14 protein-coding genes are annotated in these 15,504 nt (G+C 32.9%); 6 read left to right on the top strand and 8 right to left on the bottom strand.

The window, feature by feature from the left end; translation table 11 throughout:
- Window position 1 precedes the first annotated feature (1 nt).
- From ACXX80_RS14875 to glyA, 8 genes are all read right to left on the bottom strand, one after another.
- Window positions 2-1,258: an ABC transporter permease gene (locus ACXX80_RS14875; protein WP_417980809.1), complete on the bottom strand. Its 1,257-nt coding sequence runs from the start codon at window positions 1,256-1,258 to the stop codon at window positions 2-4.
- Window positions 1,258-2,352, bottom strand: coding sequence for an efflux RND transporter periplasmic adaptor subunit (locus ACXX80_RS14880; RefSeq protein WP_458553931.1), 1,095 nt, complete (start codon window positions 2,350-2,352; stop codon window positions 1,258-1,260). Before ACXX80_RS14880 ends, ACXX80_RS14875 begins: the two co-directional genes overlap by 1 nt.
- 125 nt (window positions 2,353-2,477) lie before the next feature.
- A complete protein-coding gene (locus tag ACXX80_RS14885; RefSeq protein ID WP_458553932.1) occupies window positions 2,478-2,975 on the bottom strand; it encodes a GNAT family N-acetyltransferase in 498 nt (165 codons plus the stop codon).
- Window positions 2,976-3,002: 27 nt separating this feature from the next.
- Entirely contained in the window at window positions 3,003-4,799 is a 1,797-nt protein-coding gene (locus ACXX80_RS14890; RefSeq protein WP_458553933.1) for an ATP-binding protein, read from the bottom strand.
- 10 nt (window positions 4,800-4,809) lie between these two features.
- Complete coding sequence (locus tag ACXX80_RS14895) at window positions 4,810-5,262, bottom strand: response regulator (protein WP_458553934.1); 453 nt, start codon at window positions 5,260-5,262, stop codon at window positions 4,810-4,812.
- 30 nt (window positions 5,263-5,292) lie between these two features.
- Window positions 5,293-5,853 carry a helix-turn-helix domain-containing protein gene (locus ACXX80_RS14900; protein WP_417951451.1) on the bottom strand — a complete coding sequence of 187 codons (561 nt, stop codon included), beginning with the start codon at window positions 5,851-5,853 and terminating at the stop codon, window positions 5,293-5,295.
- A 196-nt stretch (window positions 5,854-6,049) separates the two neighbouring features.
- Window positions 6,050-6,643 (bottom strand): MiaE family protein, encoded by a 594-nt coding sequence (locus ACXX80_RS14905; RefSeq protein ID WP_417991978.1) that lies wholly within the window; start codon window positions 6,641-6,643, stop codon window positions 6,050-6,052.
- Between the two features lie 129 nt (window positions 6,644-6,772).
- Entirely contained in the window at window positions 6,773-8,047 is a 1,275-nt protein-coding gene (gene glyA / locus ACXX80_RS14910) for a serine hydroxymethyltransferase (RefSeq protein ID WP_458553935.1), read from the bottom strand.
- Between the two features lie 108 nt (window positions 8,048-8,155).
- On the opposite strand from glyA, the gene fahA reads away from it, so the two are divergent.
- The 6 genes from fahA to ACXX80_RS14940 all read left to right on the top strand — a co-directional run bounded on the left by fahA (window position 8,156) and on the right by ACXX80_RS14940 (window position 15,500).
- Window positions 8,156-9,439 (top strand): fumarylacetoacetase, encoded by a 1,284-nt coding sequence (gene fahA / locus ACXX80_RS14915; protein WP_458553936.1) that lies wholly within the window; start codon window positions 8,156-8,158, stop codon window positions 9,437-9,439.
- 156 nt (window positions 9,440-9,595) lie between these two features.
- On the top strand, window positions 9,596-10,780 hold the full coding sequence (locus ACXX80_RS14920) for a hypothetical protein (protein ID WP_458553937.1): 1,185 nt from the start codon (window positions 9,596-9,598) through the stop codon (window positions 10,778-10,780).
- Between the two features lie 475 nt (window positions 10,781-11,255).
- Window positions 11,256-11,873 (top strand): GNAT family N-acetyltransferase, encoded by a 618-nt coding sequence (locus ACXX80_RS14925; RefSeq protein WP_458553938.1) that lies wholly within the window; start codon window positions 11,256-11,258, stop codon window positions 11,871-11,873.
- Window positions 11,874-11,877: 4 nt separating this feature from the next.
- Window positions 11,878-13,071 (top strand): argininosuccinate synthase, encoded by a 1,194-nt coding sequence (locus ACXX80_RS14930; RefSeq protein WP_458553939.1) that lies wholly within the window; start codon window positions 11,878-11,880, stop codon window positions 13,069-13,071.
- A 190-nt stretch (window positions 13,072-13,261) separates the two neighbouring features.
- Window positions 13,262-14,239, top strand: a complete 978-nt coding sequence (gene argC / locus ACXX80_RS14935) for an N-acetyl-gamma-glutamyl-phosphate reductase (protein WP_458553940.1) — start codon at window positions 13,262-13,264, stop codon at window positions 14,237-14,239.
- A 124-nt stretch (window positions 14,240-14,363) separates the two neighbouring features.
- Window positions 14,364-15,500, top strand: a complete 1,137-nt coding sequence (locus ACXX80_RS14940; protein ID WP_458553941.1) for an aspartate aminotransferase family protein — start codon at window positions 14,364-14,366, stop codon at window positions 15,498-15,500.
- Window positions 15,501-15,504 lie beyond the last annotated feature (4 nt).

Below are 15,504 nucleotides of genomic sequence, written 5' to 3' on the forward strand. Positions count from 1 at the left end.
TTTATTTTCCTCTAATAATTTCTACCGGATCTACTTTACTGGCTTTTAAAGCCGGAAAAAGTCCGGCAATGGTCGTTGTAAACAATGCAAAAGTAATCCCTATAACATAATAAATCAGATTGTAATTAATTGGATAGGTTTTCACCGTGGGTAACGAAGCGGTTTCAAACGGAATCACATCTATAATAGAAGAAAAAACATAGCCAAACAGCAAACCAAACAATCCTCCGGCAAGTCCAATAATTACAGAAAGCGAAACAAAAATCCATTTCACATCATTCCCGGAAAACCCGGTGGCTTTCAAAATCGCAATACTGTCCATTTTTTCATAAATCATCATGTTCAGAATATTATAAATTCCAAAACCGGCAACAATCAGCAACACCACTCCAACGGAATAGGAAATGATACTTCTCACTGAGCTTCCGGTTTCAAACTGAGAATTTGCGGTTTGATAGTCAATTGTATCTAGATTAAAGGTGTTCTGAAACTCTTTTGCAACAGCAGGCGCTGCAGTCATATCGTACAAATTAAGCTGAATGTCTGTGATATAATTTGTAGGTTCTCCCAGTATTTTTTGGGCCGTCGCCAAAGAGGTATAACTCATCACATTATCGATTTCAGCAATTCCAATTTCGGAAATACCCACAATTTTAAGCGAAGCCAAATTTCCCTTAGAAGTGGTAATCTTGATGATATCGCCTTTGGTAAGCAGCATTTTGTCTGACAAACCTTTCCCTATAATAATACTGTTATTCTGAAGCAAATCAGCTACTTTTCCCTCAATGATATAATCGCTGATTTTAAATAATCTATCTTCAGACAAAACATCAATTCCATTAATTATTCCTGAAATTTCAATCGTCCCCGAATTAAAAAAAACCGGCGAAGTCACCTTTGGCGCAACATCAATAACGCGTGGGTCTTGCTTTAAAACAGCCAGAATGGTTTTACTGTTGTAAATGGATTTTCCTCGGTCTTTAGGTTTAATCGAACGAACAAAATTGGTCTTTTTTTGGAATTCGTCTGATATAGAAACAGGTTGGTTTTCTGAAGGTTTAATTTCGTTGTACAGCAAAACATGAGGAGTTCTATTGAGCATTAAGCCATCCAGTAAATCATTCAAACCATTCATAAAACTAACTAAAGCAATAAACATGGCGATACTGAACGTTACGCCAATAGCAGCAACAATCGTTTGCTTCAATCGTGCCCGAAGCAAATGCAAGGCAATGTTTAAAATGAGTTTAAAGTTCATTATTTGGGTTTATAAATCGTTTCTTCGGCGGTTAAACCCGATACTATTTCCACTTTTTGATAATCGCTTAAACCCGTTTTTACTTCGCGTTTTTCGTCTTTATTTACTAAAACATATTTGCCTTCTATTAAATATGTTTTTGGAATCGTAATGGTATTTTGCTTAATCTGAATGATAATATTAGCTTCGGCTGTAAGATTTGGGTAGAGTTTTTCGGGTGGTTTTATAAAATGTGCTTCAATTTTAAAAGTACGGGAACGTTCGTTCATTATTGGGTAAATTTTATCAATGACAGCATCAAATACCTGTCCTTTATAACTATCCATTGTCACCAATACTTTTTGTCCGGTTCTTACACGAACCATGTCATTTTCGTCGACTTCCAGTTCCAATAAAAATGAATTTTCCTGACCAATTATTGCCAAAGGAGTTTGTGGTGTAACTAACGTTCCTTCTTTCACCAAGACATCAAACAGCTTTCCGGAAAAGGCGCTTTTGACGCTAAAATCACTTTGGGATTTCTGATTGATTTTTAGGTTGACACTATTTCTGCTTTGATCATTCTTTAATTGGGCTTTGAGTTGTGCCAATTGTTTTTTAGCAGATTCGTAATTAATTTTGGAACTTTTAAATGCTAATTCGACTCTTTCAAAATCGACTTCCGAAATTCCTCCCTGGTTCCTGATGTTTTTATTTCGGTTATAAATGGATTCGTCTAATGTCAATTTGTCTCTGCTTGATTGGACTTTCATTTCCATTTCGGCAATTTTATCTTGAATATAACGACTGCTTTCCAGACTCAATTGATACGCTAATCGAGCATTCTCCGTATTCAGTTCTGCTTTATCACTTTCCAATTCAAATAGTGATTGCCCTTTAGTAATGGATTGACCGGCGATAACATTTACTTTTTGTAAAGTACCATTTACAGTAGCATAAACGGTGTATTGTCCATCCGCTTTTATAACTCCTGACGCGTAAACACTTTCCGCAACTTCTCCTACTGTGGGTTTAATTTCTTCTGTTTCATTTTTGGAACAAGAAAGCAAACTAAAAACTGATAAACAAAATAGTAATCGTAATTTCAAACTCATTTCGCTTTATATTTAACTGTATAGGTTGTTGTAAATTCTTCCTATAAATATACGACAATATCCATGTTGAAGAAAATTCATTGTTGTAAAATTATAAGATAAAAAGCGTCGCGAAATGAGGATAATTAAAGTTTCTTTTCCATTTTGTAATCTTCCATTTTGTAGCCATGCTCTAATAGAATTTCTTCATCTGAAACCACTTCAAATCCTATTTTTTTATAAAACGAAATAGCTTTATTGAATTTATTTACATTTAATGAAACTACAACCGATTGATTTTCCTTGGCTAAGTTTTCTACGGCTTCAATCAACAACTTTCCAGCTCCTTTTCCTTGTGCTTCTGGAAGCAAATAAATTTTATGAAGGCGAGTACAATTTTGGTTTAAATAATTATGTTCATACGAAGCAAAGCCTAGACAGACTTCTCCCTCATTTACCAATAGGAAACGATGTCCTTTCTCGTTTAAATTTTCAAGAAGAGTTTTCTCTGAGTAAAACAAATCGAGCATATAATCAATTTGCTCTTTTGATAAAATTGAACCATAAGTATTTGGCCATGATTTATAGGCAATTTCTCGAATAGTTTTAAAGTCCTGTATTGCAGCTTCGGTTAGTTGTAACATTGTAATTTATTGGTAAAATTATTGAAATTATAGCAAATCTCCTTTTGGAATAAAAATATAAAATTTAGCGCCTACACCCGGTTTTGCTTTTACTTTTATAAATCCTTTGTGATTATCTACAATTCTACTACAAATAGCCAGTCCAAGTCCAGTTCCTGAATATTTTGGGTCGGTTTCTAAACGCTTGAATAATAAGAATATTTTATCTGAATACTCTTGTTTGAAACCAATTCCGTTATCAGAAATCACAATTTTATAATAATCCTTTTTATTGGCAATTTTATAATCATGCATTTCTTTTTCTGTAATTTTTTTAGAAGTAATACTGATTCCTGGAGCTGTATCTTCTTTACTGTATTTAAGAGAATTTGAAATTAAATTTATAAAAAGCTGCTTCACCTGAAAAGGTATTGCTTTGATTGCAGGCAAATTTCCAATTGTAATAATAGCTTTTTTATCTTCAATATTAGAGGATAAATCTTGAAGTATTTCTTCAATAACTTTATTTAGATCCGTTTTCACAAAAACCTTATCGCCTTTTATTGTTCTGGAATAATTCACCAAATCAATTAATAAAGTCTGCATTCTATTTGCAGTTACACGAATTTTAGAGAAATATTCTTTCCCTTGTGACGAAAGCAACTCCGATTCCTTTTCTTCTAATCTGGAGATAAACATTTGAATCTTGCGAAGCGGCTCCTGCAAGTCGTGGCTTACAATATTGTTAAAAGCCTCGAGTTCAGTATTAATATATTTAAGTTCTTTATTATTATTTTCCAGCTCGAGTGTTTTATTATACTGGCTTGTAATGTCATAATTAACGCCTATTTTAATCAAATCTCCATTACCGTTTTTAGTAAAACTACCTACTCCCATGATATATTTTATATCACCACTTGGTGTCAAAAATCGAAATATCATTGAAGTGGATTGATGATTAACCAACGAATCAATGTGTACTTTAGTGACATATTCTAAATCATCCGGATGAATATATTTAATTGAATTTTCAATATTTGGTTCGAATGCATTAGGTTCAACACCCATCAATCGGAATAAATTATCTGAAAAAGTATAGGCATTACTTTCTAAATTCACCATCCAATGTCCAAAACTAGCTGTCATTTCAGCAGAGTTATAGGACTCATTTAATAGCTTTAATTGATCATTTGCCTTTTTGAGTTCAGCAATGTCAACATTCATCTTTTGGAACGAAAGCAGCAATATAAGAAGCGAAAGTATAACTAATAAAAAAGCGGTAATGATTGAATCCTGTAATTCAAATTGATGATTATTGTTTTCAAATTTTGTTTTTGTACTTTCAGAAAATATTATTTTAGTGACAAAGGATTTCATCATCTCGGTAACATTACTGTTCTGCAATAACATCGCATTTATCGTTACCGGACCAGAATTTTTACTTTGTGCAAGAAGTAAGGTCCTCCTAAGCAATTTGAATCTAAGATCAATAAGCCTTTTTAATCGGTCTATATCATTGTATCTGGCGGAGTCGTTTGCAGTTAACAACTTAAGCTTTGTAATGCTCTCTTCAATTTTGCCCCTACTCAAAAAACGATCTTGTATATAGGCTGGATCTTTTGTAATAATATAACTTCGCAAGCTCGTTTCGTAATTACTCATTACGGATAGCAGTTTTTCTAATTCGAGTTGTGTTTCATTAGAATTTGCTATTAATTCAACCGTTGAATCGAGCTTTTTCATTTGGGAATAAAACATCGAGGCTATATAACAAACAACAACAATTGCAATAGCTAAAGCTATTTTAAACACTTGTGAGTTTTTATATAGTCCAAGAATTTTCATCTATTCCTTTTTATATGCTAAAGAAAAAAGTTTCAATATTTAAACCTGAGGTATGAAATTGCCAATTCATATTTACAACCTCCTTGATTACTTTTTTTAGTTTAGAAAAATCATTAGGTTTTTTAATGTAAATATTTGCTCCTTCAATAAAGGTATCTTCAATATCTTTTTCTGATGAAGAGGTCGAATATATGGCAATCGAAACATCTTTAAAACGAGTGTTCGATCTAATTTCTTTCAGACAGTCTATTCCTGTTTTTCCGGGCATATTCAAATCAAGAAATAAAACATGAGGCAACTTAATTTCAGGATGCACTAAATAATCCATTAGATCATTACCATCTTTAAATAGAGTCAACTTATTATTCATTTTAAGCTCTAGTATAGCTTCACTAAAAAAAGTACGATCATCTTCGTCATCGTCAGCTAAAAGAATATGCATTGAATCTTGGTGTGTAATCATAAAATATGGGGTATATTTTTAAAATTTTATTTAATCTTTATTAGATAACTCTCTCTTTTTACTTACTATTCTTTTAAACATTGAGGGTGTTAATCCTGTTACTTTTTTAAATTGAGTTGATAAGTAAGCTACACTACTGTAGTTTAATTCATGAGAAATTTCGGTTAACGTGAGTTTCTCTTCAATTATAAGTTTTTTGGCTCTTTCAATCTTTTGAATAATAATAAAATTCTCAATAGATGTAAATGTATATTCCGAAAAAACATTAGTAATATAACCGTATCTAAAGTTCAGTTTATCCGATAAATATTGAGAAATTGTTATGTTTGGAAACTTATCTTTTTCATAGACAATCTCAATTATAGCATCTTTAATTTTTTGTATTAATTGTCCTTTTGGATTGTCAATAATCTGAATGCCATACTTGGTTAAACAAACCTGAAGTTCTGTTAAAACATCCTCAGAAACATTATCTCCAATTTCAATTTGTCCTAAATCCAACAGCTGATATTTAATATCAAATTTTTCTAATTGATCTTGTAATATTGCCTTACAAGCAACATTTCCATCATAATTAAAATTGAGTTTCATATCAATAAACAAGTGTTAAAGTTAAATTTAAATTATAAATGTAAATCAAAAAAATATTAATCTGTCACAAATAATTTAATTTAAATATAAAACATTTTCCTCTTTTGGATACAGTAAATACAAATTACTGATTATTAAGGCTCTTAAATCGTTCATTAATTTACTAAAAATTAGAACTAAAATTGCCTATAATAAACTACCCATGAATTGTTTCGTTTTTACCGTAATTTGTTATAATATTTTCTTCAAATGCAAGCCATTCTCTCCAACGCTTTTCAACGTCAATTCCTACTCCGTATTTTCTTGCATAAGTAATAAAAGTAGTATAATGTCCTGCTTCACTCTCCATCAAATCTCTATAAAAAACAGATAGTTCTTCGTCTTGAATATTTTCTGAAAGCACTTTGAAACGCTCACAACTTCTGGCTTCTATCATTGCTGAAAACAATAACCGTTCCACTAAACTAGAAACTCTGCTTCCATCGCTGCTTTTTTTCATGTACAAATACAATTCGTTTACATATTCATCTTTGCGTTCACGTCCCAATTTTAAGCCGCGCTTTATAATAATATTATGAACTTGCTCAAAGTGATCAATTTCTTCTTTGGCCAAAGCCAATAAATCCTTCACTAAATCCTGGTGTTCTGAATTATTTGTAATAATGGTAATGGCATTTGTAGCTGCTTTTTGTTCGCACCAAGCATGATCAGTCAAGATTTCCTCAATGTTCTTTTCTACAATATTGACCCATCTTGGATCGGTTGGTAATTTTAATCTTAGTACAGACATAATTTTAGTCTTAAAGTTAGAAAGTCGAAAGTCATAAAGTCAAAAGTCGAAAGCCAAAACTAAGACAGAATATTAAATTCTATTCAAAGACTTTCGACTTTCGACTTTAAAACTTTAAAACGTATTTATTTAGTATACGAAAATAGCTCTTTCGCTCATCATTTCATTTACTTCATTTGCTACCGCTTCGATAACATCTTCGTTAGTGTGATCCACTAAAACTCTGTCAATTAGAGCCACAATAGTTTCCATATCTTCTTCAACAAGACCACGAGTGGTAATAGCTGCAGTTCCAACACGAATACCTGAAGTTACAAATGGTGATTTATCATCAAATGGAACCATGTTTTTATTTACGGTAATTTCTGCTTTTACCAATGCATTTTCAGCATCTTTTCCAGAAATATTTTTGTTTCTTAAATCAATCAACATCATGTGATTGTCTGTTCCGCCAGAAATAATTTCATATCCTCTTTTTACAAAAGCATCCGCCATAGCATTAGCATTTTTTTGTAATTGTAAAGCATATGTGAAAAATTCATCTTTCAAAGCTTCGCCAAAAGCTACTGCTTTTGCAGCTATAATGTGCATTAATGGACCACCTTGATTTCCGGGAAAAACAGCTAAGTCCAATAAAGAAGACATCATTCTGATTTCTCCTTTTGGAGTTGTTAAACCAAACGGGTTTTCAAAATCTTTACCCATTAAGATTAATCCTCCACGGGGACCACGTAATGTTTTGTGAGTTGTAGTAGTTACAATATGACAATGTGGCAATGGATCGTTCATCAAACCCTTAGCAATAAGACCTGCAGGATGCGAAATATCAGCCAATAAAATAGCACCAACACTGTCAGCAATTACTCTGAAACGCTCAAAATCCATATCACGAGAATAAGCCGAAGCTCCTGCAATGATTAATTTTGGTTGTTCTTTAATAGCTATTTCTTGAATTTTATCATAATCTAATCTTCCAGTTTCTTTATCTACTCCGTAAAAAGAAGGCGTGTATAAACGACCCGAAAAATTAACTGGTGAACCATGAGTTAAGTGTCCTCCATGAGACAAATCAAAACCTAAAATTTTATCACCTGGTTTGATACATGCGTGGTAAACCGCTGTATTAGCTTGTGAACCGGAGTGAGGCTGTACATTTGCATAAGCAGCTCCAAACAATTCTTTGGCTCTGTCAATAGCAATTTGTTCAACAACATCAACTACTTCACAACCGCCGTAGTATCTTTTGCCAGGATATCCTTCAGCATATTTGTTAGTTAAAACAGAACCAGCTGCTTCCATTACTTCGTCACTTACGAAGTTTTCCGAAGCAATAAGTTCTAATCCGTGAATTTGTCTTTCTTGTTCTTCTAGAATAAGGTCAAAAATTTGTTCGTCGCGTTGCATTTTTTTGATTTTCGTTAATTTGATGCAAAAATACAAAAAAACGTTTGGTTAATAGTTAGATTATAATATATTTGATGAGTAATTTTTTAACAAAATAATTAACAAAATATGCCAATAACAGCTAACGATACCAATAGAAAATCATGGCTAGAAGTACCTGTCAACAGTGATTTCCCTATTCAAAACATTCCTTTTGGAGTTTTTCTTACCAAAGAAAATATAGTAACCGTAGGAACAAGAATTGGTGATTTTGCAATCGATTTGGGAGCTTTACAACAATTAAATTATTTTGAAGGTATTGAACTGACGGATGATATGTTCATGCAGGATACTTTAAATGATTTTATTTCTGATGGTCAAAAAACATGGCGTTTGGTACGAAACCGAATTGCGGAGCTTTTTGATGTGACAAATTCGAAACTACAAAATAACGCCAAAGATAGAGACATTATAATTTTCAAGATGGAAGATGTCGAAATGCAATTACCAGTACTTATTGGTGATTACACAGACTTTTATTCTAGTAAAGAGCACGCAACCAACGTAGGAAAAATGTTCCGCGATCCCGAAAATGCATTATTACCAAACTGGTTGCATATTCCTGTAGGCTACCACGGAAGAAGTTCTACAATCGTTCCATCAGGAATTCCGGTTCACAGACCAATGGGACAAACACTGCCGAATGGAGAAACTACTCCGGTTTTTGGCCCTTCTCGTTCAGTCGATTTTGAACTTGAAACTGCTTTCATTACTACGGATGTAAATATAATGGGCGAAAACATTGCTGTAACCGAAGCTGAAGATTATATCTTTGGAATGGTTTTATTGAATGACTGGAGTGCCCGCGACATTCAAAAATGGGAATATGTACCATTAGGACCATTCTTAGCAAAAAACTTTGCATCTTCAATTTCTCCTTGGATAGTTACTATGGATGCTTTGGAACCTTTTAGAACCAAAGGACCAAAACAAGAACCTACTCCACTTCCCTATTTACAACAAAAAGGAAAACATTCTTTTGATATCAATTTAGAAGTCGCAATTCAGCCTGAAAATGCAAAACCAACTGTTGTTTCACACTCCAATTTCAAATATTTATATTGGTCAATGTGTCAACAATTAGCACATCATACTTCTAATGGATGTCGCGTAAATTCTGGCGACATGATGGGTTCAGGAACTATTTCCGGACCTACTGAAGATAGTTTTGGTTCCATGTTAGAATTAACTTGGGGTGGAAAAAATCCAATAAAAATGAGCGACGGAACAGAGCGTAAATTTATCAATGACAATGACACCGTAATCATGAAAGGTTTTTGCCAAAATGGTCAGGTTCGAATTGGTTTTGGTGAAGTTTCCAGTAAATTACTTCCTCCTTTTGTGAGACAATAAAAAATTAGAAATACACTTTTTAAAACCTAACATTTATTCTATTTTTGTTAGGTTTTTTTGTGGCATTATTTTTGGATTTTAAAAATCAAAACCAATAAATCTGCTTAAAAATAGCAGAAATAGCTTCAAAAAATCATTTACTTAACAGTAACGCTTATGAAAAAAATTACTCTTTTATTATCCTTGTTTATCCTTATTTCTTCTTGTGGCGTAAAACAAACTCAAAATTTATTAAGCTCTGGAAATTACGATCAAGCAATTGATAATGCCGTTTCAAATTTACGAACCAATAAAGATAAAAAAGGCAAACAAGATTATGTTTACTTGCTAGAAGAGGCTTTTGCCAAAGCAAAAGAACGTGATTTAAATACTATAAATTTGTTAGCTAAAGATGCTAATCCTGCACAATTGGAAAAAATGTACAACACCTATTTACAATTGAATTCCCGTCAGGAAAAAATCAAACCGTTACTTCCTTTGAAACTAATTAAAGAAGGCAGGAATGCCATTTTTCCATTTGATAATTATAACGATCAAATCATTGACAGCAAAAATGCCTTATCAGCTTATTTGTATGCCAATGCAAAAAAATTGATGGGAACGTCTGACAAGATGAATTACCGAAAAGCGTATGACGATATGGAATATTTAAACCAAATAACTCCAAATTATAAAAACGTTTTACAACTCATGGATGAAGCTAAATTTAAAGGTTCTGATTATGTTTCGGTTTACACTAAAAATGAAACGAATATGATTATTCCGGTTCGTCTGCAGAATGATTTATTGGATTTCAGTACTTATGGTTTAAATGATAAATGGACCGTTTACCACAGTAACAAACAAAAAGGAATTGATTATGATTATGGAATGGTTATCAACTTTAGACATATTTATATTTCGCCAGAGCAAATAAAAGAAAGAGAGTTTGTAAAAGACCGCATTATAAAAGATGGTGTCAAAAAACTGATTGACGCCAACGGAAAAGAAGTTCTAGACGAAAAAGGGAAAGTGGTGATGGTGGATGATATGAGAAATGCAACAGTACGCATTTATGAATTCAGACAGTTTAAATCCTGTCAAATTACAGCTAAAGTTGACTATATAAACTTTAGAAGCAATCAATTATTACAATCTTTCCCTATAGCCAGTGAGTATATTTTCGAAAATATTTACGCCACTTATAAGGGAGATCGACGCGCTTCTGATGATAATTATTACTCTTATTTTGACAAAAGAGCGGTAGCTTTTCCTAGCAATGAACAAATGGTTTATGACACCGGAGAAGATTTAAAAGCTAAAATAAAAGATATTATCAGTAGAAACAGGTTTAGAAACTAATTCAATAAAATCTATACTACTACACAAAACTCCTTGATAATTAAACCTATCAAGGAGTTTTTTAATTTAAAAAAAATCAACATTATATTAAAATTTTGTTACAAAATACAAAATTAGTGTTGTGTTTTAAAAATATGTGTACTTTTGCACCAATGAATAAAACAAGTTTACATATAACTTCTTTGTCACGGACAAACAGACTTACGACTTCTCCCGAAGTACGGATGCTATAACTATAGTACCCAAAAGCTGTTTCGTATCTTTATTCATTTTTCATTTTTTCCGTTTTGAAATTACCGCTATTTTCCATTGGATTAATATATCCAAAAACTAATACTTATTTATTACTATTACATTGTGGTTCAATTTATTGTGCAACAGTCAACTGGCTTGATATTATAGTTCAATTTAGCAGAGAGCCATTTCAAATACAAAATTACAAATCATTTTATAACTCAAAAATTCAGCTTTTGAAATGAATATTTCTATTATAACAACACAGGAAGAACATTATAAGTATTCGCAAGAAATATGCGATACTATAGAATTGTCCGCACTAATGAGAGGTACGGGAATTGCTAAGAGAACTCCTGAATACATCCAGAAAAAAATGGAAAGCAAAGATGCTGTCATTGCTTTAGACAATGGGAAATTTGCTGGTTTTTGCTATATCGAAAGTTGGCAGCATGGGAAATTTGTGGCACATTCCGGATTGATTGTACATCCTGATTACAGAAATTTAGGTTTAGCAAAAAAAATCAAATCATTTGTTTTTGACTATTCATTAGAAAAATATCCCGATGCTAAGGTTTTTGGAATCACAACTGGTCTTGCGGTAATGAAAATCAACTCCGATTTAGGTTACAAGCCCGTTCCTTTTTCAGAGTTGACCAGCGATCCAAGTTTTTGGAAAGGATGCCAAACGTGTACCAATTATGAAATCCTAAAAAGTAAAGACAACAAAATGTGTTTGTGCACCGGAATGCTTTATGATCCAAAAGAAAAACCTAAAGATCCGCCTAAACATCCATTTAATGTCAGAGTGTTAAACAGATTAAAATTAATTAAAGAAGCCTTGTTCTTAAAAAAATAATATCATGAAAAAAGTAGTATTAGCATACAGTGGAGGATTAGATACCTCATATTGCCTAAAATATTTAAAAAACGAAAAAGGATACGAAGTTCACACTGTTCTTATAAATACAGGCGGATTTGATGAAGCTGAACTAGCCGCTATTGAAGAAAGGGCTTACGAATTAGGAAGTGCGCAACATGCAAATCTTACAATCGTTGATAAATATTATGATAAAGCCATTAAATATTTGATTTATGGAAATGTGTTAAAAAACAATACCTACCCATTATCCGTAAGTGCCGAGCGTGTTTTTCAAGCTATCGAGGCGATTAAATATGCAAAATCTGTTGGTGCAGAAGCTATTGCTCACGGAAGTACTGGTGCAGGGAATGACCAAATTCGTTTTGATTTAATTTTCCAAACCATCGCTCCCGAAATTGAAATCATTACACCTATCAGAGATTTGAAATTATCAAGACAGGAAGAAGTGGATTATTTATCTAAAAACGGAGTTCATTATTCTTGGGAAAAAGCACAATATTCCATTAATAAAGGATTGTGGGGAACTAGCGTAGGCGGTAAAGAAACATTGACATCAAATCAAACTTTACCAAGTGAAGCGTACCCTTCTCAATTGCAAAAAACCGGAGAAGAGAAAGTAACACTACAATTTGAAAAAGGACAATTAGTAGGCATCAATGGGACTTTGAACACACCAACAAAAAACATCGTTGCCTTAGAAAAACTGGCCAGCGCGTATGCAATTGGTAGAGATATCCATGTTGGTGATACGATAATCGGAATTAAAGGAAGAGTTGGTTTTGAAGCTGCTGCGCCTTTAATCATCATCAAAGCACACCATTTATTAGAGAAACATACGCTGGGTAAATGGCAACAATACTGGAAAGAACAACTTGGAAACTGGTACGGAATGTTGTTTCACGAAGGTCAATTCTTGGATCCTGTGATGAGAAACATCGAGGCTTTCCTAGAAGACACGCAAACAACTGTAAACGGAACCGTTATTGTTTCGTTAAAACCATATCACTTTACATTAGACGGAATTGAATCTGAAAATGATTTAATGAATACCGGTTTTGGACAATATGGGGAAATGAACAATGCTTGGACATCTGACGATGCCAAAGGATTTATCAAAATTCTGGGGAATGCGCAAAACATATTCTCATCCGTAAATAAACTCACACATGATTAATAAAAAATTTAACCACATAGAAGCATAGAAAAGAAGAGTTAAATAGCCCATTTGTGGGTTCACATAGCTATGATTTTCTCTAATAAAGTGAAACGACTTTCAAAAATTATTAAATCTATGTGGTTAAAAAAAATAAAAATTGAATTACTCCCAAAGGATTAATTCTAAATACGTTTTAAAATTTAAAATTATGATCAATATTGGAATAATTGGAGGTTCGGGTTACACAGCAGGAGAACTCATCAGAATATTGATGTTTCATCCCAATGCTACACTTGATTTTGTTTACAGCACGACAAATGCTGGGAAACCTCTTCATGTTGCACATCATGATTTAATGGGTGATATCGAAATGAATTTTACCGATACTGTAAATCCAAATGTGAATGTTGTTTTCTTGTGTCTGGGTCATGGAAAATCAAAATCATTTTTAGAGCAAAATCAATTTGCGAGTCATACCAAAATCATCGATTTAGGAAATGATTTCAGATTGACCAAAGACAAAGACTTCAATAGCAAATCTTTCGTTTACGGTTTGCCTGAATTGAATAAAGCGGCTATCAAAAATGCTCAATTTATTGCTAATCCAGGTTGTTTTGCAACAGCGATTCAACTGGCATTATTGCCTTTGGCGAAAGCCGGAATACTAGCAACTGACGTTCATATCAATGCTACAACCGGAAGCACAGGAGCCGGAGTTACACCTTCAGAAACGACGCATTTTAGCTGGAGATCGAATAATATGTCGCATTACAAAGCTTTTGAACACCAACATTTGGGCGAAATAAACCAAAGCGTCAATCAATTGCAAGCGGATTATAATAACGAATTGATTTTTGTACCCAACAGAGGTGATTTTGCGAGAGGAATTTTTGCAACATTATACACAACAATCGAAGAAAGTCTGGAAGATGTAGTTGCGAAATATGAAGCTTTTTATAAAGACCAACCTTTCGTAACTGTTACGACCACTGGAATCAATATGAAGCAAGTGGTACAAACTAACAAATGTATTATTAGTTTAATGAAAAAAGGAAACCGGTTATTGATCACTTCAGTAATTGATAATTTAACAAAAGGAGCCTCAGGACAAGCTATACAGAACATGAATTTAATGTTTGGATTGGATGAAACCACAGGATTGCATTTGAAACCAAGCGGATTTTAAAATAATTAAAAGATTGAAGAATTTAATGATTGAAAAATTATTAGAATTCTAAAAACAATAAAAGATTTAAAAACGACTTAAATCTTTAAATTTTTCAATTTTTAAATCTTTAAATAATTAAAAAATGAACTTATTTGACGTTTACCCATTATACAACATCACTCCCGTAAAAGCACTAGATTGCACGATTACAGATGAAAAAGGAGTGGAATATTTAGATTTATATGGTGGTCATGGAGTAATTTCCATTGGACACACCCAACCGGATTATGTTACCAAATTAAAAAATCAATTGGATAATATTGGTTTCTATTCGAATGCGATTCAGAATCCATTGCAAGTAGAATTAGCAGAAAAATTAGGAAAACTTTCCGGATTGGAAGACTATACTTTATTCTTGTGCAGTTCTGGAGCTGAAGCCAATGAAAATGCTTTGAAATTAGCCTCTTTTCACAATAATAAATCGCGTGTTATTGCTTTTGACAATTCCTTTCACGGAAGAACTTCGGCGGCAGTTGCGGTTACAGATAACAAAAAAATTGTTGCGCCAATCAATGCACAACAAATCGTAACTTTTTTACCATTAAATAATATCGAGTTGGTAGAAAACGAATTAAAAAAAGGAGATGTTTCTTCTGTTATAATTGAAGGAATTCAAGGAGTTGGGGGTTTAGACCAAGGAACAACTGAATTTTTTCAGGCATTAGAAAAACTATGTGCCGCTTATGATGTTGTATTGATTTTGGACGAAGTGCAATCCGGATACGGAAGAAGCGGAAAGTTTTTTGCCCACCAACATCATAACATCAAAGCAGATATCATTTGTTTAGCTAAAGGAATGGGTAACGGATTTCCTATTGGCGGAATCTTGATTTCTCCAAAATTTACAGCGAGTTACGGATTATTGGGAACTACTTTTGGTGGAAACCATTTGGCTTGTGCTGCCGGAATAGCAGTTTTGGATGTGATTGAAAGCGAAAAATTAATGGATAACGTAAATGACGTTTACGCCTATTTTTTAGAAGCAATCAAACAAGTTCCTGATGTTATTAAAGTAAAAGGAAGAGGATTAATGCTTGGTGTAGAATTTGATTTTGACGTAAGTACGCTTCGTAAAAAAATGATTATTGACAAACATATTTTTACCGGAAACGCTAATAATAAAAACTTATTAAGAATCCTTCCTCCATTGACAATTAAGAAGGAAGCAATCGATACCTTTATCATAGCTTTAAAAGAAGCATTGGCAGAATTGAAATGATTTT

Source organism: Flavobacterium sp. GNP002, assembly GCF_054343795.1.

Excerpts from the sequence above, each read along its gene's own strand:
- ACXX80_RS14875 (WP_417980809.1), bottom strand. The coding sequence starts at position 1,258 with ATGAACTTTAAACTCATTTTAAACATTGCCTTGCATTTGCTTCGGGCA.
- ACXX80_RS14880 (WP_458553931.1), bottom strand. The coding sequence starts at position 2,352 with ATGAGTTTGAAATTACGATTACTATTTTGTTTATCAGTTTTTAGTTTG.
- ACXX80_RS14885 (WP_458553932.1), bottom strand. The coding sequence starts at position 2,975 with ATGTTACAACTAACCGAAGCTGCAATACAGGACTTTAAAACTATTCGA.
- ACXX80_RS14890 (WP_458553933.1), bottom strand. The coding sequence starts at position 4,799 with ATGAAAATTCTTGGACTATATAAAAACTCACAAGTGTTTAAAATAGCT.
- ACXX80_RS14895 (WP_458553934.1), bottom strand. The coding sequence starts at position 5,262 with ATGATTACACACCAAGATTCAATGCATATTCTTTTAGCTGACGATGAC.
- ACXX80_RS14900 (WP_417951451.1), bottom strand. The coding sequence starts at position 5,853 with ATGAAACTCAATTTTAATTATGATGGAAATGTTGCTTGTAAGGCAATA.
- ACXX80_RS14905 (WP_417991978.1), bottom strand. The coding sequence starts at position 6,643 with ATGTCTGTACTAAGATTAAAATTACCAACCGATCCAAGATGGGTCAAT.
- glyA (WP_458553935.1), bottom strand. The coding sequence starts at position 8,047 with ATGCAACGCGACGAACAAATTTTTGACCTTATTCTAGAAGAACAAGAA.
- fahA (WP_458553936.1), top strand. The coding sequence starts at position 8,156 with ATGCCAATAACAGCTAACGATACCAATAGAAAATCATGGCTAGAAGTA.
- ACXX80_RS14920 (WP_458553937.1), top strand. The coding sequence starts at position 9,596 with ATGAAAAAAATTACTCTTTTATTATCCTTGTTTATCCTTATTTCTTCT.
- ACXX80_RS14925 (WP_458553938.1), top strand. The coding sequence starts at position 11,256 with ATGAATATTTCTATTATAACAACACAGGAAGAACATTATAAGTATTCG.
- ACXX80_RS14930 (WP_458553939.1), top strand. The coding sequence starts at position 11,878 with ATGAAAAAAGTAGTATTAGCATACAGTGGAGGATTAGATACCTCATAT.
- argC (WP_458553940.1), top strand. The coding sequence starts at position 13,262 with ATGATCAATATTGGAATAATTGGAGGTTCGGGTTACACAGCAGGAGAA.
- ACXX80_RS14940 (WP_458553941.1), top strand. The coding sequence starts at position 14,364 with ATGAACTTATTTGACGTTTACCCATTATACAACATCACTCCCGTAAAA.